Raw genomic sequence first — 23,747 nt, forward strand, 5'->3', positions numbered from 1 at the left:
CCAAGAACAACCGCTGCTAGCGCAATCAGACGTCTTCGATGCGCAGCGCCACCGGTTTGCCTGAAAGAACGCCGGTGCCGGTCATGGCAGACAGGGCGCTCGCAATCGCGTCGGGGGTCGTCTTGTGGGTCACAATCAGCACCGGCGCCGAGGTGTCATCGTGCCCGTATTGGCGCATGCGGTCGATGGAAATGCCCGCCTCGCCCAGCACGGTGGCGATCTTGGCCAGGGCCCCCGGTTTGTCCTCCAGCGACATGCGCAGATAGTATGACGCCGCCACCGTGGCACTGGCCGGTGTTGCCGTGCTCAGTGATGTTGCGGGGCGGCCAAACACCGGCGCTTTGAGACCGCGCGCCAGATCGCAGACATCCGCCATGACCGCGCTGGCGGTGGGGCCTTCGCCGGCCCCCGCACCGCGCAGGACGATCTGGCCCACGGCATCGCCTTCGAGCACGACCATATTGGTGCCGCCCTCAAGCTGGCCCAAGGGCGAGCTGTCAGGCACCAGGCAGGGCTGCATCCGCTGCTCCAGCCCGCGCCCGCTCATTTGCGCCACGCCCAACAGCTTGATCTTGTAGCCCATGTCCGCCGCCGCCCGGATATCGTCGATGCTGACCCGGTCGATGCCTTCCAGTGTGATCCCGTCAAAATCGACCTTGGTGCCAAAGGCCAGAGACGACAGGATCGCCAGCTTGTGGGCCGCGTCAATGCCGCCCACATCGAGCTGCGGATCGGCTTCGAGGTAGCCCAGGGCGTCCGCCTCTGCAAAGACCTCTTCATAGCTCAGGCCCGCCGTTTCCATCCGCGTCAGGATGTAGTTGCACGAGCCGTTCATCACCCCCATCACGCGGGTCACATCGTTTCCCGCCAGCCCCTCCGACAGCGCCTTGATGACCGGGATGCCGCCTGCCACGGCGGCCTCGTAGCGGATCGTGCGGCCTGCCGCCTCGGCGCTCTCTGCCAGCGCCTGCCCATGGATCGCCAAAAGCGCCTTGTTGGCCGTGACAACGTCCTTGCCTGCGGCCAGCGCCGCCTCGACGGCCTCCTTGGCGGGGCCCTCATCGCCACCGATGAGTTCCACAAAGACATCGACATCATCGCGGGTGGCCAGCGTGACCGGATCGCCTTCCCATGCATAGCGTGTCAGCGGTAGTCCGCGATCCTTGCCCTTATCGCGGGCCGAGACGGCGGTAATTTCGATCGCGCGCCCGGTGCGTGTCTGCAGCAGCTCGGCGTGCTGGCGTAAAACACGCAACACGCCAATCCCCACAGTGCCCAAACCCGCGATTCCAAGACGAAGGGGCTGAGACATCGGGCTGATTCCTTTGATTGAAAATCTGTGTTCTGCGACCGGCGTTTATCCTGTGAATTGACCCTGTGCAACGCGGCTGGACCCAAAAGCGCGGTTGCGGCGTCGTTTCAGTTCACAGATGCCTGTCTGAGGCGCGCCGCGCGCGAACGCAGGGCCGCAACACGCGCTTCAACCGCCTCTTCGGTCTCAGATGACGCCCGCTGTGCGTCCGCAGTGGGGGCGGCAATCTGATCAAGCGGGACAAAATCGGGATATCCGGCAGTGTTGTCGATCCGGGGGGTGGGGGCGGGCACATCCGGCAGCGGGACGCAGGCCGAAAGGCAGGTCGCGACAGAAAGGATAAAAAAAACGCGCATTTGACAGCTCCGCTAGACGCGCCGATCCTGCCTGAAGCCTTTCAGCGGTGCAAGCGGGGTTTGTATTGAACAATTGTTCAGTTAGTCTCCGGGGATGGCACGCACTGTGGGCTCTCATTCTGATACAACCGCGCAGCGGGTGCGCGCGGCGGCGCTGACACTCTTTGCGCGGCACGGGTTTGCAGCCGTCTCCATGCGCCAGATCGCGACAGAGGTCGGCGTTCAGGTCGGCGCGCTTTACAACTATACGCCGGACAAGCAGACGCTGCTTTTCGATCTGATGCGGTCGCATCTGGAAGAGCTTCTGGACGCGTTCGAGGACCGGCAAGACCTGCCGCCCCCAGCGCGTCTGGAGGCTTTTGTCCGGTTTCATATCCGCTTTCACCACAAGCGGCCGGAGGCGGTCTTCATCGCCTATATGGAGCTGCGCAACCTCAGCCCGGAGAATTTCGCGGTGATCGAAGACTTGCGCCGGGCCTATGAAAACAGGCTTGAGGCCATCATCGCGGCGGGGGTGGCACAGGGGGCATTCGATGTCGCGGACACAAAGATTGCCACGCTTGCGGCGATTGCCCTTCTGACAGGGGTGAACACCTGGTTTCGTGCCGATGGCCGGCTGACGCTGGACGCTGTCGAGGCGCAGTATTGGCAGATGGTGTCCAAGGCCTTGGCTGGAACTGCGAACCAGCTCTAGGCTGGGTCGCAAACAGGCGCGACAGGTCACCGGTGCCGCATGACGCTCCGACAAAAGCAGGTTGGGAGCATCGCATGAAAGCCGGATTTATCGGGTTGGGCAATGTCGGCGGCAAGCTTTGCGGGTCGCTGTTGCGCAATAACGTCGACGTGCAAGTCTATGACCTCAATGTGGAATTTATCGCTGAAAAGCTCTCTGAGGGCGCCTGTGACGGTGGGACGCCCGCCCAGATGATGCAGGAATGCGATGTGATCATCACCTGTCTGCCCAGCCCGGCGGCTTCGGTGGATGTTCTGGCGCAGATGTTGCCTCACATACGCCCCGGCAAGATCTGGATGGAAATGTCGACCACCGATGAGGCCGAGGTCAGACGTATCGCTAAAGAGGTGATCGCCGCAGGCGGTGCGGCGGCTGATTGCCCTGTGTCGGGCGGCTGTCACCGGGCCGATACGGGCAATATCTCGATCTACGCGGGCTGTGACCGGGAGACTTTTGAGAGCATCCTGCCCTTGCTCACCATCCTCGGCCGCCGCGTTCTGCACACAGGTCCGCTGGGCAGCGCCAGCGTGCTGAAGGTCATGACGAACTACCTGGCCACGGCAAATCTGCTGACGCTCTGCGAAGCGCTGACCGTGATGAAAGCCGCGGGCATGGATCTGGCCACCACCTTCGAGGCCATCAGCATCTCTTCCGGCACATCTTTTGTACATGAAACCGAAAGCCAGTTGATCCTGTCCGGCGCGCGGGATGTGAACTTCACCATGGATCTGGTGCAAAAGGACATCGGCCTGTTCCAGAAGCTCGCCGATCTGCATGACGTCCCGCTGGAGATATCGCCGCTGGTGATCGCCATGATGCGCGATGGCCAGGCCCGTTATGGGGAGCGTGCGCAATCCGACCGGATGATCGAACGGCTTGAGGAGGCCACCGGGCTCGACGTCCGGGCGGAGGGTTTTCCCAAGGAACTGATCGATGAGGAGCCCGAGGCGCACGGGTATGAGGTCACGCCCGCGCGCTGAGATCAGGCCAGAGCCCCCGCCGCTGTCAGCGTGGTTTTGCCGCCAAGATAGGGGGCCAGCGCCTTGGGCAGGACAACCGAGCCGTCCGCCCGCTGTCCGTTCTCCAGCACCGCAATCAGGCAGCGCCCGACCGCCAGGCCCGAGCCGTTGAGCGTGTGCACGAACTGCGGCTTGCCGCCATCGGCGGGCTTGAACCGCGCATTCATCCGGCGCGCCTGAAAATCGCCGGTGGTCGAGACAGAGGAGATTTCGCGATAAGCGTTCTGACCCGGCAGCCACGCCTCGATGTCATAAGTTCTGCGGGCCCCAAAGCCCATGTCCCCGGTGCACAGGATCACCGTACGGTAGGGCAGGTCGAGACGCTCCAGAATGTCTTCGGCGCAACGTAGCATGCGCTTTTGTTCCTCCTCCGAGTGATCGGGATGGGTGATCGAGACCATTTCGACCTTTTCAAACTGATGCTGGCGCAGCATGCCCGCGGTGTCGCGCCCGGCACTGCCGGCCTCTGAACGGAAACACAGGGTGTGGGCGGTCAGGCGTTTGGGCAGCGCACCCGCGTCCAAGACATCGCCTGCCACCGTGTAGGTCAGGGGGATTTCTGAGGTCGAGACCAGCCACCACCCATTGGTGGTTTGGTAGCTGTCCTCGGCAAACTTCGGCAGCTTGTCGGTGCCATACATGGCCTCATCGCGCACCAGCACGGGCGAGTTGACCTCGGTCAGCCCGTTGTGATCCACATGGGTGTCGACCATGAACTGCGCAAGCGCGCGGTGGATGCGGGCAACCGCCCCCTTGAGCATCACAAAGCGCGCGCCTGATGTCTTGGCAGCGGTCTCGAAATCCATCGCCTCCGCAACGCCCGCAATCTCGTAGTGCTCCCTTGGCGTAAAGCTGAACGCGGGCTGATCCCCCCAGCGCTTGACCTCGACGTTGTCGTTTTCGTCCGCGCCCTCGGGCACATCGTCTGCGGGCAGGTTGGCAATGCGCGACAGCATGTCCGTCAGCTTGGCATCCAGCGCTTTGGCTTCGGCCTGCATTTGGGCCACCTGGGCTTTCTTTTCGGTGACCAGCGCGCGCAACCGCTCAAATTCGGCCTCATCGCCCTTGGCTTTGGCTTGACCAACTTCTTTGGATGCCCTGTTCTGCTCGGCTTGCGCCGTTTCTGCCGCACTGATCTTGCCGCGGCGCGCTTCGTCCAGCGCGAGGATCTCTGCGGACATCGGCGCATCGCCCCGGCGGGCGAGGGCGGCATCAAAAGCAGCCGGGGTCTCACGGATGGCGCGGATATCGTGCATGGCATTTCCTTACGTCTGAATCGGGTTTGATCATGCTTATGACCGATCTTTTGACAGATCGTAAGCGTCCGGACACAGGGATTTAATCGGTCACGTCTTTGCGCAGGGGCCCGTTTGGCCCGCGTCGGAGGCGCGCCTCCGCCGCGCAAACCTTCTGGCGCGTCGTGGCGAAGAGATGTTTTCGATCAGCGGTGCGACCACCGCGAGAAAGGCGGGTTTTCCCGGTTCCGTTCGGTCGCAGCATGGCTGTTGCAGGGCGGGGGATTCATTTGCGCCCCCTGTACGGTCTGCCTTGCAAAGCGGCGTTACAGACCATAGGTTCCGGCAAAATTCGCGTCTCGCTGAGAGTGGGCGACACGCCGTTAAACAAAGGACTATTCCAATGGAAGCATTCGCCCAGTTCGTCCCGTTGATCCTGATATTTGCGATCATGTATTTTCTGCTGATCCGTCCGCAGCAAAAGAAGGTGAAGGAACATCAGGCGATGGTGGCCGCGTTGCGCCGGGGCGATCAGGTGGTTACGCAGGGCGGTGTGGTCGGCAAGGTTGTCAAGGTCAAGGACGATGGTGAGCTGGAGCTGGAAATCGCTGACGGTGTGAAAGTACGGGTTATTCAGAATACCATTGCAACCGTTGTTTCCAAAACCGAACCGGCGAAATAAGAACGTCTTGTAACGCGTTGAAAAGGCGTCATTATGCTGCAAATCGCTCTCTGGAAACGGATCACTATTCTACTGACCTGTGTGATCGGTTTGTGGCTGGCAATGCCCAACATCTTTTACACCACGGTGGAGCGTCACAACGATGCGATTCAGGCCATCGAACTGGGCGCCGCGACCCCTGAAAACCTGGCCCAACGGGCGGAGTGGCCCGAATGGATGCCGTCGGGGCTGGTCAACCTTGGTCTTGACCTGCGGGGCGGTGCGCACCTCCTGGCGGAGGTCAAGGTCTCTGATGTGTACGCCAGCCGGATGGAGGCCTACTGGCCGGAAATACGCGATGCCCTGCGGCCAGAGCGCGCCACGATTGGCACGATCCGCCTGCAACCCTCGCCCAGCGACGAGGTGCATGTGCGTATCTCCCAACCCGAAGGGATGCCGCGCGCGCTGGAAATCGTACGCGGTCTGGCCCAGCCGATCCAGACCCTCACAGGCATTGGCACCAATGACATCGAGGTTCGCGCCGAAGGTGACCTGCTGATCGTGACCCTGTCGGAGGCTGAAAAACTGGCTTCGGACGAACGCACCGTGCTGCAGAGCCTGGAGATCATTCGCCGCCGGATCGACGAGGTCGGTACCCGTGAGCCGACCATCCAACGGCAGGGCTCTGATCGCATCCTCATTCAGGTGCCGGGGATCGGGTCTGCTGCCGAGCTGAAAGAGATCATCGGTACAACCGCGCAGCTGACGTTCAACCCGGTGGTCAGCCGCGGGTCGGACGCAAACGCGGCCCCCGGGATCGGCAACGAACTGGTGCCCTCGCTGGATGAGGCTGGCGTGTTCTACACCATCGAATCCGCGCCTGTGGTGACGGGTGAGGAATTGGTCGATGCGCAGCCTGCCTTTGACCAGAACGGCAGACCGGCAGTGAACTTCCGTTTCAACACATCCGGCGCGCGCAAGTTCGGGGATTACACGGCCGAGAATATCGGCTCGCCCTTTGCCATTGTGCTCGATGACGAGGTGGTGAGCGCGCCAACGATCCAAAGCCACATTCCCGGTGGTTCCGGCATCATCACCGGGCAGTTTACGGTTGAGGAGTCAACCAATCTGGCCGTGTTGCTGCGGGCCGGTGCGCTGCCGGCCGGTCTGGAGTTCCTTGAGGAGCGCACCATCGGGCCGGAGCTGGGGCAGGACAGTATCGACGCGGGCAAAATCGCCACGGTGGTCGCCTTTGTCGCAGTTCTTGTCTTTATGCTGCTGAGCTATGGGCTTTTTGGCGTCTTTGCCAATGTCGCGCTGATCGTGAACATCGGGCTGATTTTCGGTCTGCTCAGTGTCATTGGCGGCACGCTGACCTTGCCGGGCATTGCGGGGATCGTTCTGACCGTGGGGATGGCGGTGGATGCCAACGTGCTGATTTTCGAGCGCATCCGCGAAGAGCTCAAAACCTCGAAAGGGCCCGCACGTGCGATCGAGCTGGGCTACGAGAAAGCGCTCTCGGCCATTCTGGATGCCAATATCACCACCTTCATCACGGCGGTGATCCTCTTTGCGATGGGTTCGGGGCCGGTGCGCGGTTTCGCGATCACCCTGGGTCTGGGGATCATGACGTCTGTCTTCACGGCGATCTTTGTGACCAGATTGCTGATTATCATCTGGTTCGAGCGCAAGCGCCCGAAGAAAATCGAGGTCTGATATGCGTCTGAGGCTGGTCAAACAGAACACGAAGTTCGACTTCTTCAAGCGCTGGAAGCTCTGGCTGGGCATCTCGGGGTTGATGATGGTTGTCGCCTTTACCTCCTTCATGCTTCAGGGCCTGAATTTCGGCATCGATTTTCGCGGCGGCACCACGATCCGCACCGAAAGCCCGATGCCGGTTGATATCGGGGTTTACCGTGATGCGATTGCACAGCTTGAGCTGGGTGATGTGTCGATCACCGAAGTGTTCGACCCCACCTTTGGACCTGAGCAGAACGTGGCCATGATCCGCATTCAGGCGCAGGACGGCGAAGAGGCCGTCTCGGTGAATGTGATAACCCAGGTGGAGGCCGTCCTGAAAACCGTCCGGCCCAACATCACCTTCGTGTCGGTGGAGTCGGTGGGGCCCAAGGTTTCGGGCGAGCTGATACAGACCGCGATCATCGCGGTTGTGCTCGCCATCGGTGCGGTGCTGGTCTACATCTGGCTGCGCTTTGAATGGCAGTTTGCGGCTGGCGCGGTGCTGGCGCTGGTCCATGACGTGATCCTGACCATCGGCATCTTTTCGGAGCTGCAGATCCGCTTTGATCTGGCCATCATCGCCGCCCTTCTGACCATCGTGGGGTATTCGTTGAACGACACCGTGGTGGTCTTTGACCGGGTGCGGGAAAACCTGCGGAAATACAAGAAAAGGCCGCTGGACGAAGTGCTCAACATCTCGATCAATGAAACGCTCAGCCGGACCTTCATGACCTCGGTGACGACGCTGCTGGCGCTGATCTCGCTGTTTGTCCTGGGCGGCGACGTGATCCGCGGCTTTGTCTTTGCGATGATCTGGGGGGTGATCGTGGGGACCTACAGCTCGATCTTCGTGGCCTCTGCGGCGCTGCTCTATCTCGGGGTCAAGCGGGACTGGTCCAAGCCGGATGCGAATGCCGGCAACCAATACGCCAACATAGATGCTTGAAGCGCTTGCCACGCCCGGTTTGATCTGGGTTGTGGCAGCCACATTTGTTGCGGGGCTTGTCTACGGCTTTTCGGGCTTTGGCGCGGCTTTGGTCTATATGCCCGTGGCAACCGCTGTTGTGGCCCCGCCACTGGCGATCGGGGCCTTTGCGGTCTCGGCTTTGGCCTCGCTGGTGACCCTCGTGCCGCGGGCCTGGCATCAGGCCGACAGGCCGAACACCCTGCTGATGGTGGCGGCAGCGATCCTGGCCGCCCCCCTTGGCATCTGGATCTTGCGGACCACCGACGTCACCGTCATCCGCTGGACCCTGTCGGCCATCACGATGATGACGCTGCTGCTGCTGATGGCAGGGTGGCGGTATCGCGCAGTGCCGACAAAGCCGGTGCGGGCGGGGATCGGGGCCGCCGCAGGCGTGATGATGGGATCGGTGGGGCTCAACGGCCCGCTGGTCATCCTGTTTCAGCTTGGCGGACCCGACGATATCGGCCGCAGCCGGGCCAATACGCTCATTTTCCTGACTCTGTCCTCCCTGTCTCTGGTGCCCTTGATGATGCTCCAGGGGGTCATCGGCTGGGAGGCATTCTGGCTGGGTCTGCTGTTGCTGGCACCCTATGGGCTCGGAACCTTGATGGGCCGCCGCCTGTTTGACCCCGACAAGGAGAAGGTCTACCGTCGCGTGGCTTATGCGGTGGTGGCAGGGGCCGTGCTGATCGGCCTGCCGCTGTGGAATTAGAGGTCCGAGATGCGCCTGAACGAGATAACCTATACCGATGCAAAACCCATCGAAGGCTACGGCCCCGGCTTTTTCCGGGTCGGAGGCGAGGTGCACCAAGGCCCGCTGATTGTCGGGCCGACCGGGATGCGGGGCTGGTCTGGCTACGACGATGCCGAGGCGCTCTTGACCCTCGCGCAGGACGTTGACGTGCTCTTTATCGGGACCGGCGCGGAAATCGCCCATCTGCCGGAGCCGCTGCGCAATACGCTGGAGAAGGCAGGCCTCGGGGTCGAAATCATGGCCTCTCCCGCCGCCTGCCGCACCTACAACGTGTTGCTGAGCGAGGGCCGTCGCATCGCGCTGGCGCTGATCCCGGTCTGAGTGACGGAACGGGCTTTTGACCCCCGCTGCAATAGGTTAACGATTGGCGCATGAGTTTGGCCGTAACTGATCTTTGCGTGGCGCGTGGCGGCGTGCCGGTCCTGACCGGGATCAGCTTCGATCTTGCGGCGGGGCAGGTGCTGATCCTGCGGGGGCCGAACGGGTCGGGCAAGACGACCCTGCTGCGCACATTGGCCGGGCTGCAGCCCCCGCTGTCGGGACAGATTGAGGGTGCCGAGGATCAGATCGCCTACGCGGCCCATTCCGATGGGCTGAAATCGATGCTGAGCGTCGATGAAAATCTGACCTTCTGGGCACAGGTCTTTGGGCGAAAGGACATCGACGCCGCGATAGAGGCGTTTCGCCTAGGCGAATTGCGCAGGCGGTTGGCCGGAACGCTGTCGGCAGGGCAAAAGCGGCGCCTGGGTCTGGCACGGCTCCTGGTGACAGGCCGCCCGATCTGGATGCTGGATGAGCCGACCGTCTCGCTGGACGTTGACGCGGTTGCGATGTTCGCCCGGGCCGTGCGCGCGCATCTGGCGCAGGGGGGCGCGGCTCTGATTGCGACCCACATCGACCTGGGGCTTGATGACGCGCAGGTCCTCGACGTCGGCCCGTTCCGCGCCTCACCGGAGGATCTGGCGGGTGCCAGCGATGAGGCGTTCCTGTGAAGGCGTTGCTGGCCCGTGATCTGGCGCTGGCCTTGCGGGCCGGGGGCGGCTTTGGCCTTGGCCTTGCGTTTTTCCTCATCGTCACCGTTCTGGTGCCCCTCAGCGTCGGCCCGCAGTCGGAGCTTTTGGCGCGCATCGCACCGGGTCTCTTGTGGCTTGGGGCCTTGCTGGCCTGCCTGTTGTCGCTCGACCGGCTCTTGGCGCTCGATTGGGAGGACGGCACGCTGGATCTGCTGGCGACCTCGCCGCTGCCGCTCGAAGCGGCCCTGAGCGTCAAGGCGCTGGCCCATTGGATCACAACCGGGTTGCCGCTGGTGTTGGCCGCCCCTGTGCTGGGTGTGCTGCTGAACCTGCCCGCGCCGGGATTTTTCTGGCTCGTGATCTCCCTGTTGCTGGGCACGCCGGCGCTCTCCGTTATTGGCAGTTTCGGGGCGGCGCTCACGGTGGGGGTCAAACGCGGCGGGCTGTTGATGTCCCTGCTGGTGCTGCCGCTTTACGTGCCGACGCTGATCTTCGGGGCCGAGGTTGCGCGCCGCGGGGCCGTGGGGATGGAAACGCAGACACCCCTTTTGATGCTGGCGGGCATCACCCTTGGGGTCATCGCGATCATGCCCTTTGCCTCGGCGGCGGCTTTGCGGGTGAACTTGCGGTGAGCGCGACGTTTTGCCATTGAGCGAAACCGGCCAAGCGACTAAATATAGGCCATGTCAGTGACGGAACCCAAAACGCAGCCCAAGCGCCCCAGCGGCTTTTGGAGCTACGCAAATCCGGTGAAATTTCTTGCGCTGAGCGAGAGGATTTTGCCGACGCTCTGGTGGCTGAGCGTTATCTGCCTTGCGGTCGGTCTGATTTGGGGGTTCTTCTTTACGCCCGATGACTTCCGGCAGGGCTCAACCGTCAAGATTATCTACCTGCATGTGCCCTCTGCCCTGATGGCCATCAATGCTTGGTTCATGATGCTGGTGGCCTCGCTGATCTGGATTGTGCGCCGCCACCATGTCAGCGCGCTTGCCGCCAAGGCGGCAGCCCCCGTGGGGGTTGTGATGACCCTGATCGCGCTGGTCACCGGCGCGATTTGGGGCCAGCCGATGTGGGGCACCTGGTGGGCCTGGGACCCGCGGCTGACGTCTTTTCTGATCCTTTTTCTGTTTTACCTGGGCTACATTGCCCTGTGGGAAGCGATCGAAGATCCGGATACCGCCGCCGATCTGACCTCGGTGCTTTGTCTGGTGGGATCGGTCTTTGCCGTTTTGTCACGCTACGCCGTCAACTTCTGGAACCAGGGCCTGCATCAGGGGGCCTCCCTGAGCCTCGACAAGGAAGAGAACGTGGCGGATGTGTTCTACTTTCCGCTGCTGGTGGCGATTGCGGGGTTTGTTCTGCTTTTTCTGGCGCTGGTTCTTTACCGCACCGGCACGGAGATCAGGCTGCGGCGAACAAGGGCGCTTTTGGCGCGGGAGGCCCGCCTGTGATGCCCGATCTTGGAAAATACGCAGACGCGGTTCTGTCCTCTTATGCCGCCTCGCTCGTTTTGTTGAGCCTTCTTGTCGCAATAACGCTGTACCAAGGCCGCAAGGCACGCCGGGCGCTTGAGGCGGTCGAACGCAAAGGGAATGACCGTGGCTAAAATCTCTCCGCTGATGATCGCCCCGCCGCTGATCTTTGCCGGGTTCGTTGCCCTGGCCGGGATCGGCATGTTCCGGGACAACCCGACTGTGCTGCGCTCAACCTTGGTGGGTAATCCTGCACCTGCCATTACCGAAGTGGGCCTGCCGGGCTTTGATCCCGTGACCCCGGAGGCGCTGGCCACGGGGCAGGTTACTCTGGTGAATTTTTGGGCCTCCTGGTGTCCGCCCTGTCATGCCGAGCACCCCAAGCTGCTGGAAATGAGCGCGGAGGGGATGCCGATCATCGGCGTAAACTTCAAGGACAATGAAGGGCCCGCGTCGAGTTACCTGACCAAGGACGGCAACCCCTTTGCCGCCGTCGCTTTTGATCCGCAAGGGCGCACGGCGATCGATTGGGGGGTCAGCGCGCCACCGGAGACCTTTATCCTGGATGCCGACGGCACGGTTCTTTACCGCTTTGCAGGGCCCTTGATCGGCAGCGATTATGAGAACCGTTTCTTGCCGCAGCTTGAAAAAGCGCTCGGCCATTAGCGTCACAGCGACGCACAAAGAAAAAGCCCGGCAGCGATATGGCTGCCGGGCTTTTTGCGTTCCGTGGTATTCAGCTCAGCTGCGTTTTTTCCGCGCGCGCATCGCGGCAAAGACCCCAAAGCCTGCAAGCAACAGCGGGAAAGACGCCGGCACTGGCACGACCGCAAATGTCAGCCGGTCGATCGCACCGGAATCTGTGCTGTCGTTGGAATTTGTGGCGCTTGCAAAGTCGATGATGATCGTATCCCCCATGCCCAGAATACCGGACAGGAATGTCGCGGTTCCGGTCTGGCTGTTGTTCGCCAGCGAGATCGACCCGAGAGGGCCTGCATCAACGCTGGTGCCAAAGATGTAGAGGCCATCGTCAATTGCCGATACACCTGTCCAGCGCAGCTTGACGTCGGACAGCAGCGTCAGTCTGATCTCGTCGGTCTGCGCGTCATCATTCGGTGTTATCGCAGTGCTGGGGCGCTGTTGGATCAGGACGTTGCCTGCAACCACATCCGTGTCCTGTACGGCCGGGCTGAGATCGGCATCGCCGTTGCACCCTGCACCGTAGCTTGCGCAGGTGGAATCGAACAGGGCCGCGCCAAGACCGCCGCCCGTGGAAATGCTCCAGGAGATGCCGTCATCTGTAAAGATGCGCGGATCGCTGAAAATCTGACTGGCAGAGGAGTCCAGAGATGGATCATTGCCGTCAAAGTCCAGAATGTATGTCGATGCAGAAGCACCGGAGCCAATCATTGCAACAAACGCTGCAGTCAAAAATACAGTTTTCAAAATTTTTCTCCTAACCCTTAAACTCTCATTAACGCTTACCGTGTCCCGCGCTGGGAAAAAATAGAATTTAGACGTGCCACGGCATATTATAAGTTTTTGAAGACATTTTCCTCGGAACTTCAACCAGTGGTTCGGTCTGCCCTAAAGAACATGGCCACCGCGCGGGCGCACGGTGGCCATCTGTGGCGCGAATCACCGTGGCTATGCGGCTTTCGCCAGGTTGCGCAGCACGTAATGCAGCACGCCGCCATGTTCGATGTATTCGATTTCGATTGCCGTATCGATCCGGCATTTCAGCATGATCTCTTTCACGGACCCATCTGCCATTGTGATGGTGCAGGGGACCTCTTGCAGCGGCTGAATTGTATCCAGGCCCGTGATGGAGACGGTCTCGTCACCCGTCAGACCGAGGCTCTTGCGGGTGTCACCGCCTGTGAACTCAAAGGGGATGACCCCCATGCCCACCAGGTTGGAGCGGTGAATACGCTCAAAACTTTCGGCGATGACAGCTTTGACACCGAGCAGGGCCGTGCCCTTGGCAGCCCAGTCACGGGACGATCCGGCACCATATTGCTCACCCCCGAAAATGACCAGTGGCGTGCCTGCCTCCTGATGCGCCATGGCCGCATCATAGATCGAGGTGGTTTCCCCGTCAGGGCCCTTGGTATAGCCGCCTTCGACCCCATCCAGCATCTCGTTCTTGATGCGAATATTGGCGAAGGTGCCGCGCATCATGACTTCGTGATTGCCGCGACGCGAGCCGTAGGAGTTGAACTCCCGCGGGGAGACCTGACGCTCGGTCAGATACTGGCCGGCGGGTGTGGTTTCCTTGAAGGACCCGGCGGGGCTGATGTGATCCGTGGTGATCATATCGCCCAGAATGGCCAGCACCGAGGCATTATGGATGTTGCTGATGGTGCCCGGCTCCTGCCCCATGCCCTGGAAATAGGGCGGGTTCTGCACATAGGTCGAGGCTGTCGGCCAGTCGTAGACTTTGCTGTCGGTGGTCTCAACGCCCTGCCATTTATCGTCCCCCTTGAACACATCCGCGTATTTGGTCAGGAAAGCCTCGCGCGTGACGGTTTGCTCGACCAGTTCGGCCACCTCCTGGCTGGAGGGCCAGATGTCCTTGAGGAAGACGTCATTGCCGTTCTGGTCCTGCCCCAGTGGCTCGGTGGTCAGGTCAATGTCCAGCGTGCCGGCAAGCGCATAGGCCACCACCAGCGGCGGCGAGGCGAGGTAGTTGGCGCGCACATCCGGGCTGATCCGCCCTTCGAAATTGCGGTTGCCCGACAGCACAGAGGTGGCCACCAGATCTCCTTCGGCAATCGCTTCGGAGATTTCCTTTTGCAGCGGACCGGAGTTGCCGATGCAGGTGGTGCAACCATAACCCACGAGGTTAAAGCCAATCTTATCGAGGTCTTCCTGCAGGCCGGCGGCTTCCAGGTAGGCGCTGACGACCTGGCTGCCGGGGGCGAGCGACGTCTTGACCCAGGGTTTGCGGTCGAGGCCAAGGGCCGCGGCCTTGCGCGCCACGAGGCCCGCGCCGATCATCACATAGGGGTTCGACGTATTGGTGCAGGAGGTGATCGAGGCGATCACGACCTTGCCGCTTTCCATCGTGTAGTCCTCGCCCGCGACGGCCACTTCCTTACCCAAGGGGCGTTTGAAGGTCTCTGCCATCTCCTTGTTGAACGCGGCTTTCGCGTTGTCGAGGGCGACGTAATCCTGCGGGCGTTTCGGGCCCGAGATGGCGGGTACGATGGTGCCCATGTCCAGATGCAGCGTGTCTGTATAGATGGGGGCATAATCCGCATCGCGCCAGAAGCCGTTTTCCTTGGCATAGGCCTCGACAAGGGCGACGCGGTCTTCGTCCCGCCCGGTGTTGCGCAGGTAGCGGAGCGTTTCATTGTCGATGGGAAAGAAGCCGCAGGTGGCGCCGTATTCCGGTGCCATATTGGCGATGGTCGCGCGGTCTGCCAGCGGCAGGCGGTCCAGGCCTTCACCATAGAATTCCACGAATTTGCTGACCACGCCTTTGGCGCGCAGCATTTCCACCACTTTCAGCACCAGGTCGGTGCCTGTGGTGCCCTCCATCATAGTTCCCGTCAGCTCAAAGCCGACAACTTCGGGGATCAGCATCGAAATCGGCTGACCCAGCATCGCGGCTTCGGCCTCGATCCCGCCGACGCCCCAGCCCAGAACGGCCGCCCCGTTGACCATGGTCGTATGGCTGTCGGTGCCCACAAGCGTGTCCGGGTAGGCAACCTCAGCGCCGGTCTGATCGGTATCGGTCCAGACGGTCTGCGCGAGATACTCCAGATTGACCTGATGGCAGATGCCGGTGCCGGGGGGGACCACGCGGAAGTTGTTGAAGGCCTTCTGCCCCCATTTCAGGAAGGTATACCGCTCCATGTTGCGTTCATATTCGCGGTCCACGTTCATCTGGAAGGCACGCGGGTTGCCGAATTCATCAATCATGACCGAGTGGTCGATGACCAGATCCACCGGGTTCAACGGGTTGATCTTTTCCGCGTCGCCGCCAAGGCTGATGATCGCATCGCGCATCGCCGCCAGATCGACCACTGCGGGGACGCCGGTGAAATCCTGCAGCAGGACGCGGGCCGGGCGGTAGGCAATCTCGCGCGGGTTCTTGCCGCCTTTGGCCCCCCATTCCGCAAACGCCTTGATGTCGTCGACGGTGACGGTCCTGCCATCCTCAAAGCGCAACATGTTCTCCAGCACGACCTTCAGAGCGGCGGGCAGCTTGGAAAAATCGCCAAGACCCGCCGCGCTGGCCGCGGGGATCGAGTAGTAGTCAACGCTTTGTGCGCCAACTGTCAGAGTTTTGCGGGTCTTTGAGGTGTCGTGACCAACGGTAATGGGCATGAGTGGCTCCCTTCGGGTAAAATGCGGTCCTGAGTGGCTTAGCTGCTGAATGCCGTATTGGCCTCGCAGATTCAACTCTATTTAGGATGTCTGCGGCAATTTGTATACCATTGTGTACCAAGATTATTGCAAAAACTTTTCCGATCTTTCAAGAAACCTTGATTGGTTATTTCAACGCTTAGTCTCTAACCTCGGCAAGGCATCCAAAGACGGTCATGCGGGGAATCAGATGAAACGAATATTGCAAGCGCTTGTGGCAAGCTGGGCGCTGGCGACACCGGTCTACGCGGAGAACGTGCCGGTCGTGGTCGAACTCTTTACCTCTCAGGGCTGTTCTGCCTGCCCGCCGGCGGATGAAATGATGGGTGTGCTGGCAGAGCGGGAAGATGTTATCGCCCTGTCATTGCATGTCGATTACTGGGACTATATCGGCTGGAAAGACGAATTTGCCGACCCCGGCCATGCAAAGCGCCAGCGGGCCTATGCGGCGGTCTCCGGTCGGCGGACCGTTTACACCCCAGAGATGATCGTCAACGGGGTGAGCGATATCGTGGGCGCCAAGCCGATGGCCGTCGCAACCGCGATTGAAGACCACAAAGCAGCGCCTCGGATGGTTGCCATTGTCGTATCGCGTGAAAACGAGCAGGTGCGCATCAAGGCGCAGGCCCTGTCATCCGATATGGGGCCGATGGTGGTGCAGATGCTGCGCTACCAGCCAAAGCGGGTCTCAAAGATCACCCGGGGCGAAAACGCGGGCAGGACCATGCATTACTTCAACGTGGCGCAAGACTGGCAGGTGCTGCAATCCTGGGATGGCGAAGGCCCGCTGGAGATCAAAGCGTCGGCCCCCGGGACGCATCCGATCGTGGTGATCGTGCAGGCCGAAAACCACGGGCCTATCCTGGCGGCGGCACAGCTGCGCTAGGATTTGCGTTCTCCGACCCGCCATCTGCGATGAACCCAGAACCACTGTGTCGGGTCCGCTTCAACGCGACGGGTCAGGCTGTCGGTAACCTTCTGCGTCATGTCTTCCGGGGTTGTGGGGGCGATCGGTCCTTCGAGCACCGTTTCAAATGAAAGCCCGTCGGCTTTGCGGATCCCGTAGAACGGGATCAGCAGTGCATCATATCGCAGGCTCAGTTCAGCGGCGGAGACGGCCGTATGGGCGGGCTGTCCCAGAAATGTCATGACCGGCTGCCGCCAGACATGCTGGTCGAACAGTAAAACCAATTGACCGCCGCGTTTGAGATGTTTGACAAAACCGGTTGTGCCCTTGCGCCCCTGCGGAAAGACGGGACCGCCAAAGGCCTTCATGGTCCGCACGTAATGCGCATTGAAATATGGGTTTTTCATGTTGCGGTAGAGGCCGCCCACCGCATAGCCGCGCCCGGCGAGGGCTGCGCGCACGGCTTCATAATTACCATAGTGGCCTGTCACCAGAATAACCGGTTGTTTTCGGGCAGCGGCCTGTTCAAGCGCTTCAAAACCCGGACCGGTGAGCGGGTTTTGCGCCATACGCGCTGGAAAATCGCGGTTTGAGTAGTTTTCGATGAAGGTGCGCCCCACGTTGTTGAGGCATATCGCAGCAATCCTTTTGCGGTCTGCCAGAGGCATGTCCGGCCAGACGAAGGCCAGATTTGTGAGCGCCCGTTTCCTGTAGCCTGCCAGCGGGCCAACGAAATGCTGCATAATCCGTCCGACCAGCCTGACACGCAGGGCATAGGGCAGGGCCAGGGCGAGCCGGATGATCCCGACGATGCCGATATTGGTGATGTACTGCGTGGCGCGTTTGGTGAAAGTAGGCGGGGTTTTGGCCATGGTCGTCGTGCCCCCCTTTGTGTCGTGTTGGTCTCGTCTGGCATGTGGTCGCGCCAGTTGCACGCGCCAGAGATACCCTTGGCCGCGCGGGACCACAAGTCTTGGCGACAGAGCTTTGAGCGCTGATGCCTACGGCGATCATTGGGATTGCAGGGCGCCTAATCCCGCTCGGGGTTGAAACGCAGCCCCGCAAGATCATCGGCCTTTTCGCCTATGAGCTTATTCCGGGGCACTCTCTTCGACGATCAGCAGCAAATCTCCCGACGCTTCGAGATCTCTGATGGTCTGGACAATCTGAGCGGCCGCCGCTTCCATATCGGCGGCTTTGACCGCCTCCCGGTCCTGCACTTCTTCGCGCAGCTGATCTGCCATCCGCCCGGACATGTTCTCCAGAATGAAGTCGGCGGAGGCCTGAAGACCTGCGGCCTCTGCTCCGGCCAGCGCCGTGACCAGCATTTCCTGATCCAGCGCACGCGCCACCTTCGGGATATCGCGGGCCGCAATACGTTGCGGGATATTGCCAAACGTAAAGATTGCCCGCCGCACCATTTCGGCAAAGCCGGCATCCGTTTCATCCAGACCTTCCAGCACATCGTCGCGGGTCGTGGCCGTGGTGGAATTCAGGATCGCCCCCACCCGTTCAACGGGACCGTTGTCAAATGCGCTGATCGGCTCGGCGTCAAGTTGTGCCGCCAGCGACAAACCAATCCGGTCCACCGCATCCGGCGTGACCCTGCTGGTCAGAGAAACAGCATAGGTAATGCGCCGCGCTTCCGGTCCGGGCAGCTTGCCCAGCAGTTCTGCGGCGCGTTTCACATCGAGTTTGGACAGCAGCACGGCCGCCACTTCGGTGCTTTCGTTCTGCAGAACTGGCAGGAGCTTGTCTGGCCCCAGATCGCGCAGCCGCGCCCAGGGGTCGCCGTATTGCCGCACGCCTGCTTCCTTGCGCAGACGGTCCGCAGTCTGTTTTGAGATCTTGCCTTCCAGCGCGTCCAACGCTCCGGCGATCCCGCCGCGAAAGGACAACCCGATGCTTTCCAGCTCCTGGGCAAATTCATCGACAACACTGGCCAGTGTCGCCCGGTCGACGGTCCGCATCGATCCCATCTGCTGGGTCAGCCGCGCCTGTAGCTCCTCTGGCAAATCTTCGAGCGGGATGTCCGCGCCCTCATTTATCAGCAATCTGACGACAATGGCCGCCTTGGCCTTTCGGCTGAGCGGGGCGGGGGTGGTGCCGGCACCGGGGAGCGCTGGAAAGGAGTCCATTGGTAGCATCTCAGTCATAAATACCCACCTGCAAGTGTTCTTGCTGTGTTCTCGCACGGAAAGGTAAATTTTGCCTGAAATCAGTCGTCGTAAGTGGTTCCGGTTGCGATGGCCCGGCGGAGCGATGTTTCCGCCCATGTCCCGGTGCCGCCATGGCTGCGGATTTCCAAGAGCTGGTCAAGCGCTTCGTCGAGACGACCTTCGGCGACAAAACCCTGACCCATGTAGGAGCGGGCGAGAATATTGGCCGGATCCTGCGCAATGGCTTGTTGGTAGTAGGATGCGGCCTGCGCCACGTTGCCCAGCTTGCGGTGCGTAAAGCCCATGTAGGTCAACCGCCCCTGATCCTGCGCGGGCAGGGCTGCCATCACGCGCTGTGCGTCACGGTAGCGCCCGGCATAGGCCAGTTGGCGTACTGTGCGATAGAGTGTGTCGCGGTCCAGCCCGCTCTGTTCTGGATCAACACATTTGTTTGTTTGTTCATCATAGACCTGCGACCCGGGACAGGTCACCGCAGGTTTGGGGGGCGGTGTGTCTTCCCAATCGCCGCCGACGGCCCAGGCCAGGGTCGGCAGGGTCAGGGCAACGGACAGGAGAATACGCATTGGAAAAGACCTGTGGTTCAACAAGTTGAAGAGGGGAGTATCTGGTCATGAAAAAGGCGCCCGTTCGTCGGGGCGCCCTTCAAAGATTGCTGTGGGCCTGGATCAGCCTGTGGTCGCCACACAGATGCCGGACTGCGCATCATAAACGCTGCCTTCGGCACAGGACATGGAGGCTTCCTGCTGCTTGCCGTAGTTGCACCCGGCGGCAAAAGCGACGGCCGGCAGAAGGGTCAGGGCCACCGCGGCGGCCAAGGTCTTGATCGTCATTGCGGTTCTCCTTTGAGTTTTTATACACCAAAGGGTAGCAGTGAAGGGCCATGGGTCAACTAAAATGATGCCTCAGGTTCCTGTCCCGGCGGCAATGCTCAATCCTTGAACACGCGGGCAAAGATCGTATCGACATGTTTGGTGTGATAGCCCAGATCGAACTTTTCCTCGATTTCCTCGGCACTCAGGGCGGCCAGCACATCCGTGTCGGCCAAAAGCTCGGTTTTGAAGTCCTTGCCTTCTTCCCAGACTTTCATCGCGTTGCGTTGCACCAGCTTGTAGCTGTCTTCCCGGCTGACCCCGGCCTGGGTGAGGGCCAGCAGGACCCGTTGGCTCATTACCAGCCCGCGGAATTTATTCATGTTTGCCAGCATGTTGTCAGGATAGATCACCAGCTTGTCGATCACCATGGTCAGCCGCGCCAGGGCGAAATCCAGCGTGATGGTCGTATCGGGCCCGATGTTGCGTTCCACAGAGGAATGGGAGATGTCGCGTTCGTGCCAGAGCGCCACGTTTTCCATCGCGGGCACCACGGCCATGCGCACCAGACGCGCCAGACCGGTCAGGTTTTCGGTCAAAACCGGGTTGCGTTTGTGCGGCATGGCGGAAGACCCCTTTTGCCCCTTGGAGAAGAACTCCTCCGCCTCCAGCACCTCGGTGCGCTGCATATGGCGGATTTCGGTCGCGATGTTTTCGATGGAGGAGGCCACCACGCCGAGGGCTGCAAAAAAAGCCGCGTGGCGGTCGCGCGGGATCACCTGCGTGGAGATCGGTTCGGGCTCCAGCCCCAGTTTGGTGCAGACGTGTTCTTCAACCGCCGGATCGATGTTGGCAAAGGTCCCTACCGCCCCGGAAATCGCCCCCGTCGCAATCTCGTAGCGCGCCTTTTCAAGCCGGTTGAGGTTGCGGTCCATCTCTGAGTAGAAGCGCGCAAAGGTCAGCCCCATGGTGGTGGGTTCGGCGTGAATGCCGTGGCTGCGCCCGATGCGGACCGTGTCCTTATGCTCCAACGCGCGGCGTTTCAGGGCGGCGAGCAGGGCTTTCACATCTGCAATCAGAATATCCGAGGCCCGCACCAACTGGACGTTGAAACAGGTGTCGAGCACGTCCGAGGAGGTCATGCCCTGATGCACGAAACGCGCCTCGTCGCTGCCCACATGTTCAGCCAGATGGGTGAGAAAGGCGATCACGTCGTGCTTGGTCACGGCCTCGATCTCGTCGATGCGGGCCACGTCGAATTCAACGTCCTTGGCTTTCCAGACGGCCTCGGCATTCTCGCGCGGGATCACGCCCAGATCTGCCATCGCATCGCAGGCATGGGCCTCGATCTCGTACCAAATGCGGAACTTCGTGGCCGGGGACCAGATGGCAACCATCTCGGGGCGGGAATAGCGGGGGATCATGAGATGGGTCCTCTTTTGGTGTTGTTTGTCGGCATGGCTGGCTCTTAAACTGATGCCACCCCCATCACAAGGCAGGAGCGGAAGAAATGAAAATGCCAACGCTTTGCGCCGGTTTCGGGAAAGCGCCAAGGTGAGGCACTCCGTGGTCAAGCAGCGCAGCACCATTCTGGACGGTTTGGTCAAGGTTGAGGATGCCCGTGCCTGAGCCCCGCGTGTTGTCGGATTTCGCGGGCCAATGGCAGGTGGTGCGCAAGATCACCGCCAAGGCCGCGCCGGAGGCCACCTTTGAAGGCACCGCCCTCTGGACCCCGGAAGGCGGCGGGATGGCCTATGCCGAAACCGGCGTGATGCGATTGGCGGGCAAGCCGCCCATGCAGGCCGAGCGGCGGTATTTCTGGGCGGAGGATCTGTCCGTCTATTTCCAGGATGGCCGGTTTTTTCATCAGGTGCCGGGGGCAGGGGGGCAGGCGCAGCACTGGTGCGATCCCGACAGCTACACGGTGGTTTACGACTTTTCCGGCTGGCCGCAGTTTCGGGCCACATGGCAGGTGTCCGGCCCGCGCAAAGACTATGTGTCCGACACGCTTTACACGCGCTGTTAGCGCAAGGGGTCTTGCACAGGCGGGATTGCTGCGGCATTCAGGGGGCAAGATATTCTCAACAGGAGACCCAAACCGATGCAATTGTCCGCTTCTCATTCTGTATTGGCAGAGCATTTCGGCCCCACGGCAGGCACCGCCCGGCGGATTAAACAGGCCGTTCTGGTGGTGCTGGGCATTGCCGTTCTGGCCGCGGCCGCCAACATCAAGGTGCCGGTCCCGGGCTCGCCCGTCCTGATGAACATGGGCACCTTTGCGGTGCTGACGATCGGGGCGGCTTATGGCGCGCGGCTCGGCCTGACGACCATTCTGGGCTATATGATCATCGGCGCGCTTGGGTTTGATATTTTTCAAAGCTCCACGGCAGAGCTGAACGGGATCGAATACATGATGGGCAGCACCGGCGGCTACCTGGTGGGTTATGTGATGGCCACGGTGGTACTCGGCGCGCTGGCGGCCCGCGGCTGGGACCGGTCTGTGCTCTGGATGGCGCTGGCAATGCTGATCGGGAACATCCTGCTTTATGTGCCGGGCCTGTTGTGGCTGGGGCAACTCTACGGTTGGGATCAACCCATCCTTGCCTGGGGCCTGACACCCTTCCTGATCGGCGATGCGCTCAAGCTGCTGCTGGCTGCCGTGCTGCTGCCACTGGTGTGGAAGCTGGTGGGCGACGCCCGCCGCTGATCTCGACGCCGACGAAATCCTGAAGGCCGGTCGGGTTGACCGGCCTTTTTTCATGGCACGGCAGTGCGTTCGCCGTCAGCCTTGAACCAGTTCCGTAATCACGGTGGAATTGCACTCCAACGTGCGGTGCACGGGGCATTTGTCTGCGATCTCCAGCAACCGCGCACGCTGCGTGTCATCAAGCGGTCCGGTGAGCGTAATGCGTCGCCGCCAAGTGTCGATCTTGTCCCCGACACCCGTTTCGGCGTCCTGCGCATGTACCTTGTCATGTGTCACATCGACAGAGACATGGGCGAGGGGCCAGCCCTTGCGCCGTGCATACATCCGGATCGTCATCGAGGTGCAGGCGCCAAGCCCGGCGGACAGAAAGCCATAGGGTGATAACCCCTTGTTTGTGCCGCCATAGGCGAGAGGCTCGTCAGCCACCAGATGATGGCCGTCGCCCGAGGTGATGTCGGTGAGAAACCCCTTGGGATCCGCCTCGCTGATACGCAGCACGCCTTCGGGCGCTCCCGGGGGCGGGGCGGGGCGAGAGATGCCAAGGTACCGCTCGGACCAGGTGGCAATCAGGCCGGCGACATATTCCGCATCCTCCGCACGGGTGATCAGATGATCGGCACCATCCAGGGTGATAAAGCTCTTGGGGTGCTTGGCGGCTGCGAAGATGTGGCCGGCATTGTCGATCCCCACGATCTCGTCACGCGGCGCATGCAGCACCAGCAATGCCGCATTCAGATTGGCAACAGAGGGGGCAAGCTCTGCCGCTGCCACGTCCTTCAGAAATTCTCTGCCGATCCGGAAAGGCCGCCCGCCCAGGGTCACCTCAGCGACACCCGCCGCCTCGATCTCCGGCACGGCGGCGGCAAAGTTATGCGTGACATGGCCCGGATCGAAGGGCGCACCGATGGTCACAACCGCCTTGATTGACTTGAGGTCCGCGGCCGCTTTCAACACAGCCGCCCCGCCCAGAGAATGCCCGATGATAAGGCTGGGCGTCATGTTCTCGCCCGCCATATAGTCATTCGCCGCGATCAGGTCGCTTACATTCGACGAAAAAGAGGTGTTGGCAAACTCGCCTTCCGAATGGCCGAGACCGGTAAAATCGAACCGCAAAACCGCGATCCCCAACGCGGAAAGCCGCGCTGAAATCCGCCGGGCTGCCGGGATATCCTTGCCGCAGGTAAAGCAATGCGCAAAAAGCGCCGTCGCAACATGCGCGCCTTGCGGTAAATCCAGTCGTGCAGAGAGCTTTGAGCCATCATGCCCGGGGAATTGAATTCGTCTTGTGGACATCAGAGCACTCCTTTTCCAATGCCCAGAGTGGGGCGCATTCCCATGTGAAACAAGACTTGTGTCAGTTCAATCACGGGGTCGTGCGCAAATCGGATGGCAGGCTGGTGTCTGGTTAGGCAGCGGTGGTGCAGGGGGTCTGATCGGCGCGGCGGTCAAGACGCAAAGGTCAAAGGAGTTCGCGGGGGTGTCAAGGCATTCAGCTTGAATGATGGATG

26 protein-coding genes are annotated in these 23,747 nt (G+C 61.2%); 15 read left to right on the forward strand and 11 right to left on the reverse strand.

What is annotated here, in order from left to right:
- Positions 1-25: 25 nt before the first annotated feature.
- Together H7847_RS02365 and H7847_RS02370 are read right to left on the reverse strand one after the other, a co-directional pair.
- On the reverse strand, positions 26-1,312 hold the full coding sequence (locus H7847_RS02365; protein WP_227267786.1) for a homoserine dehydrogenase: 1,287 nt from the start codon (positions 1,310-1,312) through the stop codon (positions 26-28).
- A 107-nt stretch (positions 1,313-1,419) separates the two neighbouring features.
- Positions 1,420-1,668 carry a hypothetical protein gene (locus tag H7847_RS02370; protein WP_227267787.1) on the reverse strand — a complete coding sequence of 83 codons (249 nt, stop codon included), beginning with the start codon at positions 1,666-1,668 and terminating at the stop codon, positions 1,420-1,422.
- Positions 1,669-1,762: 94 nt separating this feature from the next.
- On the opposite strand from H7847_RS02370, the gene H7847_RS02375 reads away from it, so the two are divergent.
- On the forward strand, positions 1,763-2,362 hold the full coding sequence (locus tag H7847_RS02375; protein WP_227267788.1) for a TetR/AcrR family transcriptional regulator: 600 nt from the start codon (positions 1,763-1,765) through the stop codon (positions 2,360-2,362).
- A gap of 74 nt (positions 2,363-2,436) precedes the next feature.
- On the forward strand, positions 2,437-3,381 hold the full coding sequence (locus H7847_RS02380) for an NAD(P)-dependent oxidoreductase (protein ID WP_227267789.1): 945 nt from the start codon (positions 2,437-2,439) through the stop codon (positions 3,379-3,381).
- Positions 3,382-3,383: 2 nt separating this feature from the next.
- On the opposite strand, the gene serS is transcribed toward H7847_RS02380, so the two are convergent.
- Positions 3,384-4,676, reverse strand: a complete 1,293-nt coding sequence (gene serS, locus H7847_RS02385; RefSeq protein ID WP_227267790.1) for a serine--tRNA ligase — start codon at positions 4,674-4,676, stop codon at positions 3,384-3,386.
- Positions 4,677-5,058: 382 nt separating this feature from the next.
- On the opposite strand from serS, the gene yajC reads away from it, so the two are divergent.
- From yajC to H7847_RS02435, 10 genes are read left to right on the forward strand one after another with little or no spacing between them, the layout of a single operon-like run.
- Positions 5,059-5,337 carry a preprotein translocase subunit YajC gene (gene yajC, locus H7847_RS02390; protein ID WP_227267791.1) on the forward strand — a complete coding sequence of 93 codons (279 nt, stop codon included), beginning with the start codon at positions 5,059-5,061 and terminating at the stop codon, positions 5,335-5,337.
- 33 nt (positions 5,338-5,370) lie between these two features.
- The gene (gene secD, locus H7847_RS02395) at positions 5,371-7,032 is read left to right on the forward strand and encodes a protein translocase subunit SecD (protein WP_227267792.1); all 1,662 of its coding nucleotides are present in this window, start codon (positions 5,371-5,373) and stop codon (positions 7,030-7,032) included.
- A gap of 1 nt (position 7,033) precedes the next feature.
- On the forward strand, positions 7,034-8,002 hold the full coding sequence (secF, locus tag H7847_RS02400; protein WP_227267793.1) for a protein translocase subunit SecF: 969 nt from the start codon (positions 7,034-7,036) through the stop codon (positions 8,000-8,002).
- Positions 7,995-8,735: a sulfite exporter TauE/SafE family protein gene (locus tag H7847_RS02405; RefSeq protein WP_227267794.1), complete on the forward strand. Its 741-nt coding sequence runs from the start codon at positions 7,995-7,997 to the stop codon at positions 8,733-8,735. Before secF ends, H7847_RS02405 begins: the two co-directional genes overlap by 8 nt.
- 9 nt (positions 8,736-8,744) lie before the next feature.
- On the forward strand, positions 8,745-9,098 hold the full coding sequence (locus H7847_RS02410; protein ID WP_227267795.1) for an Mth938-like domain-containing protein: 354 nt from the start codon (positions 8,745-8,747) through the stop codon (positions 9,096-9,098).
- Positions 9,099-9,148: 50 nt separating this feature from the next.
- Complete coding sequence (gene ccmA, locus H7847_RS02415; protein WP_227267796.1) at positions 9,149-9,769, forward strand: heme ABC exporter ATP-binding protein CcmA; 621 nt, start codon at positions 9,149-9,151, stop codon at positions 9,767-9,769.
- The gene (ccmB, locus tag H7847_RS02420; RefSeq protein WP_227267797.1) at positions 9,766-10,422 is read left to right on the forward strand and encodes a heme exporter protein CcmB; all 657 of its coding nucleotides are present in this window, start codon (positions 9,766-9,768) and stop codon (positions 10,420-10,422) included. Before ccmA ends, ccmB begins: the two co-directional genes overlap by 4 nt.
- A 57-nt stretch (positions 10,423-10,479) precedes the next feature.
- Positions 10,480-11,241: a heme ABC transporter permease gene (locus H7847_RS02425; protein WP_406675956.1), complete on the forward strand. Its 762-nt coding sequence runs from the start codon at positions 10,480-10,482 to the stop codon at positions 11,239-11,241.
- Positions 11,241-11,396: a heme exporter protein CcmD gene (ccmD, locus tag H7847_RS02430; RefSeq protein ID WP_264479440.1), complete on the forward strand. Its 156-nt coding sequence runs from the start codon at positions 11,241-11,243 to the stop codon at positions 11,394-11,396. The genes H7847_RS02425 and ccmD overlap by 1 nt, the downstream gene beginning before the upstream one ends.
- Positions 11,389-11,928: a DsbE family thiol:disulfide interchange protein gene (locus H7847_RS02435; protein WP_227267800.1), complete on the forward strand. Its 540-nt coding sequence runs from the start codon at positions 11,389-11,391 to the stop codon at positions 11,926-11,928. Before ccmD ends, H7847_RS02435 begins: the two co-directional genes overlap by 8 nt.
- Before the next feature lie 75 nt (positions 11,929-12,003).
- On the opposite strand, the gene H7847_RS02440 is transcribed toward H7847_RS02435, so the two are convergent.
- A complete protein-coding gene (locus H7847_RS02440) occupies positions 12,004-12,708 on the reverse strand; it encodes a VPLPA-CTERM sorting domain-containing protein (RefSeq protein WP_227267801.1) in 705 nt (234 codons plus the stop codon).
- A 201-nt stretch (positions 12,709-12,909) separates the two neighbouring features.
- Complete coding sequence (acnA, locus tag H7847_RS02445; protein WP_227267802.1) at positions 12,910-15,597, reverse strand: aconitate hydratase AcnA; 2,688 nt, start codon at positions 15,595-15,597, stop codon at positions 12,910-12,912.
- A gap of 229 nt (positions 15,598-15,826) precedes the next feature.
- On the opposite strand from acnA, the gene H7847_RS02450 reads away from it, so the two are divergent.
- The gene (locus H7847_RS02450; protein ID WP_227267803.1) at positions 15,827-16,522 is read left to right on the forward strand and encodes a DUF1223 domain-containing protein; all 696 of its coding nucleotides are present in this window, start codon (positions 15,827-15,829) and stop codon (positions 16,520-16,522) included.
- On the opposite strand, the gene H7847_RS02455 is transcribed toward H7847_RS02450, so the two are convergent.
- The 5 genes from H7847_RS02455 to purB all read right to left on the reverse strand — a co-directional run bounded on the left by H7847_RS02455 (position 16,519) and on the right by purB (position 20,956).
- Positions 16,519-17,415: a lysophospholipid acyltransferase family protein gene (locus H7847_RS02455; protein ID WP_227267804.1), complete on the reverse strand. Its 897-nt coding sequence runs from the start codon at positions 17,413-17,415 to the stop codon at positions 16,519-16,521. The genes H7847_RS02450 and H7847_RS02455 overlap by 4 nt on opposite strands.
- A 219-nt stretch (positions 17,416-17,634) precedes the next feature.
- Entirely contained in the window at positions 17,635-18,699 is a 1,065-nt protein-coding gene (locus H7847_RS02460; protein ID WP_406675957.1) for a flagellar motor switch protein FliG, read from the reverse strand.
- Positions 18,700-18,761: 62 nt separating this feature from the next.
- On the reverse strand, positions 18,762-19,286 hold the full coding sequence (locus H7847_RS02465; protein WP_227267805.1) for a tetratricopeptide repeat protein: 525 nt from the start codon (positions 19,284-19,286) through the stop codon (positions 18,762-18,764).
- 102 nt (positions 19,287-19,388) lie between these two features.
- Positions 19,389-19,553 carry an adenylosuccinate lyase gene (locus tag H7847_RS02470; protein WP_227267806.1) on the reverse strand — a complete coding sequence of 55 codons (165 nt, stop codon included), beginning with the start codon at positions 19,551-19,553 and terminating at the stop codon, positions 19,389-19,391.
- 98 nt (positions 19,554-19,651) lie between these two features.
- Entirely contained in the window at positions 19,652-20,956 is a 1,305-nt protein-coding gene (gene purB, locus H7847_RS02475; protein ID WP_227267807.1) for an adenylosuccinate lyase, read from the reverse strand.
- 191 nt (positions 20,957-21,147) lie between these two features.
- Here purB and H7847_RS02480 point away from each other — a divergent pair, with 191 nt between their 5' ends.
- Both H7847_RS02480 and H7847_RS02485 read left to right on the forward strand, forming a co-directional pair.
- Complete coding sequence (locus H7847_RS02480; RefSeq protein ID WP_227267808.1) at positions 21,148-21,558, forward strand: DUF6314 family protein; 411 nt, start codon at positions 21,148-21,150, stop codon at positions 21,556-21,558.
- A gap of 75 nt (positions 21,559-21,633) precedes the next feature.
- The gene (locus H7847_RS02485) at positions 21,634-22,239 is read left to right on the forward strand and encodes a biotin transporter BioY (protein WP_227267809.1); all 606 of its coding nucleotides are present in this window, start codon (positions 21,634-21,636) and stop codon (positions 22,237-22,239) included.
- 75 nt (positions 22,240-22,314) lie between these two features.
- Here H7847_RS02485 and H7847_RS02490 read toward each other — a convergent pair whose 3' ends face one another.
- A complete protein-coding gene (locus H7847_RS02490) occupies positions 22,315-23,532 on the reverse strand; it encodes a bifunctional alpha/beta hydrolase/OsmC family protein (RefSeq protein WP_227267810.1) in 1,218 nt (405 codons plus the stop codon).
- Between the last annotated feature and the right edge of the window lie 215 nt (positions 23,533-23,747).

Origin of the sequence: Roseobacter weihaiensis (assembly GCF_020622345.1) — a bacterium.
In the GTDB taxonomy this organism is placed as follows: domain Bacteria; phylum Pseudomonadota; class Alphaproteobacteria; order Rhodobacterales; family Rhodobacteraceae; genus Roseobacter; species Roseobacter weihaiensis.

What these genes read in the sequence shown, in the direction of transcription:
- H7847_RS02450 (WP_227267803.1), top strand. Translation starts at nt 15,827, where the DNA reads ATGAAACGAATATTGCAAGCGCTTGTGGCAAGCTGGGCGCTGGCGACA.
- purB (WP_227267807.1), bottom strand. Translation starts at nt 20,956, where the DNA reads ATGATCCCCCGCTATTCCCGCCCCGAGATGGTTGCCATCTGGTCCCCG.
- H7847_RS02465 (WP_227267805.1), bottom strand. Translation starts at nt 19,286, where the DNA reads ATGCGTATTCTCCTGTCCGTTGCCCTGACCCTGCCGACCCTGGCCTGG.
- secF (WP_227267793.1), top strand. Translation starts at nt 7,034, where the DNA reads ATGCGTCTGAGGCTGGTCAAACAGAACACGAAGTTCGACTTCTTCAAG.
- H7847_RS02380 (WP_227267789.1), top strand. Translation starts at nt 2,437, where the DNA reads ATGAAAGCCGGATTTATCGGGTTGGGCAATGTCGGCGGCAAGCTTTGC.
- acnA (WP_227267802.1), bottom strand. Translation starts at nt 15,597, where the DNA reads ATGCCCATTACCGTTGGTCACGACACCTCAAAGACCCGCAAAACTCTG.
- H7847_RS02365 (WP_227267786.1), bottom strand. Translation starts at nt 1,312, where the DNA reads ATGTCTCAGCCCCTTCGTCTTGGAATCGCGGGTTTGGGCACTGTGGGG.
- serS (WP_227267790.1), bottom strand. Translation starts at nt 4,676, where the DNA reads ATGCACGATATCCGCGCCATCCGTGAGACCCCGGCTGCTTTTGATGCC.
- secD (WP_227267792.1), top strand. Translation starts at nt 5,371, where the DNA reads ATGCTGCAAATCGCTCTCTGGAAACGGATCACTATTCTACTGACCTGT.
- H7847_RS02405 (WP_227267794.1), top strand. Translation starts at nt 7,995, where the DNA reads ATGCTTGAAGCGCTTGCCACGCCCGGTTTGATCTGGGTTGTGGCAGCC.
- H7847_RS02370 (WP_227267787.1), bottom strand. Translation starts at nt 1,668, where the DNA reads ATGCGCGTTTTTTTTATCCTTTCTGTCGCGACCTGCCTTTCGGCCTGC.
- H7847_RS02490 (WP_227267810.1), bottom strand. Translation starts at nt 23,532, where the DNA reads ATGTCCACAAGACGAATTCAATTCCCCGGGCATGATGGCTCAAAGCTC.
- H7847_RS02455 (WP_227267804.1), bottom strand. Translation starts at nt 17,415, where the DNA reads ATGGCCAAAACCCCGCCTACTTTCACCAAACGCGCCACGCAGTACATC.
- H7847_RS02485 (WP_227267809.1), top strand. Translation starts at nt 21,634, where the DNA reads ATGCAATTGTCCGCTTCTCATTCTGTATTGGCAGAGCATTTCGGCCCC.
- yajC (WP_227267791.1), top strand. Translation starts at nt 5,059, where the DNA reads ATGGAAGCATTCGCCCAGTTCGTCCCGTTGATCCTGATATTTGCGATC.
- ccmD (WP_264479440.1), top strand. Translation starts at nt 11,241, where the DNA reads ATGCCCGATCTTGGAAAATACGCAGACGCGGTTCTGTCCTCTTATGCC.
- ccmA (WP_227267796.1), top strand. Translation starts at nt 9,149, where the DNA reads ATGAGTTTGGCCGTAACTGATCTTTGCGTGGCGCGTGGCGGCGTGCCG.
- H7847_RS02470 (WP_227267806.1), bottom strand. Translation starts at nt 19,553, where the DNA reads ATGACGATCAAGACCTTGGCCGCCGCGGTGGCCCTGACCCTTCTGCCG.
- H7847_RS02375 (WP_227267788.1), top strand. Translation starts at nt 1,763, where the DNA reads ATGGCACGCACTGTGGGCTCTCATTCTGATACAACCGCGCAGCGGGTG.
- H7847_RS02460 (WP_406675957.1), bottom strand. Translation starts at nt 18,699, where the DNA reads ATGACTGAGATGCTACCAATGGACTCCTTTCCAGCGCTCCCCGGTGCC.
- H7847_RS02480 (WP_227267808.1), top strand. Translation starts at nt 21,148, where the DNA reads ATGCCCGTGCCTGAGCCCCGCGTGTTGTCGGATTTCGCGGGCCAATGG.
- H7847_RS02410 (WP_227267795.1), top strand. Translation starts at nt 8,745, where the DNA reads ATGCGCCTGAACGAGATAACCTATACCGATGCAAAACCCATCGAAGGC.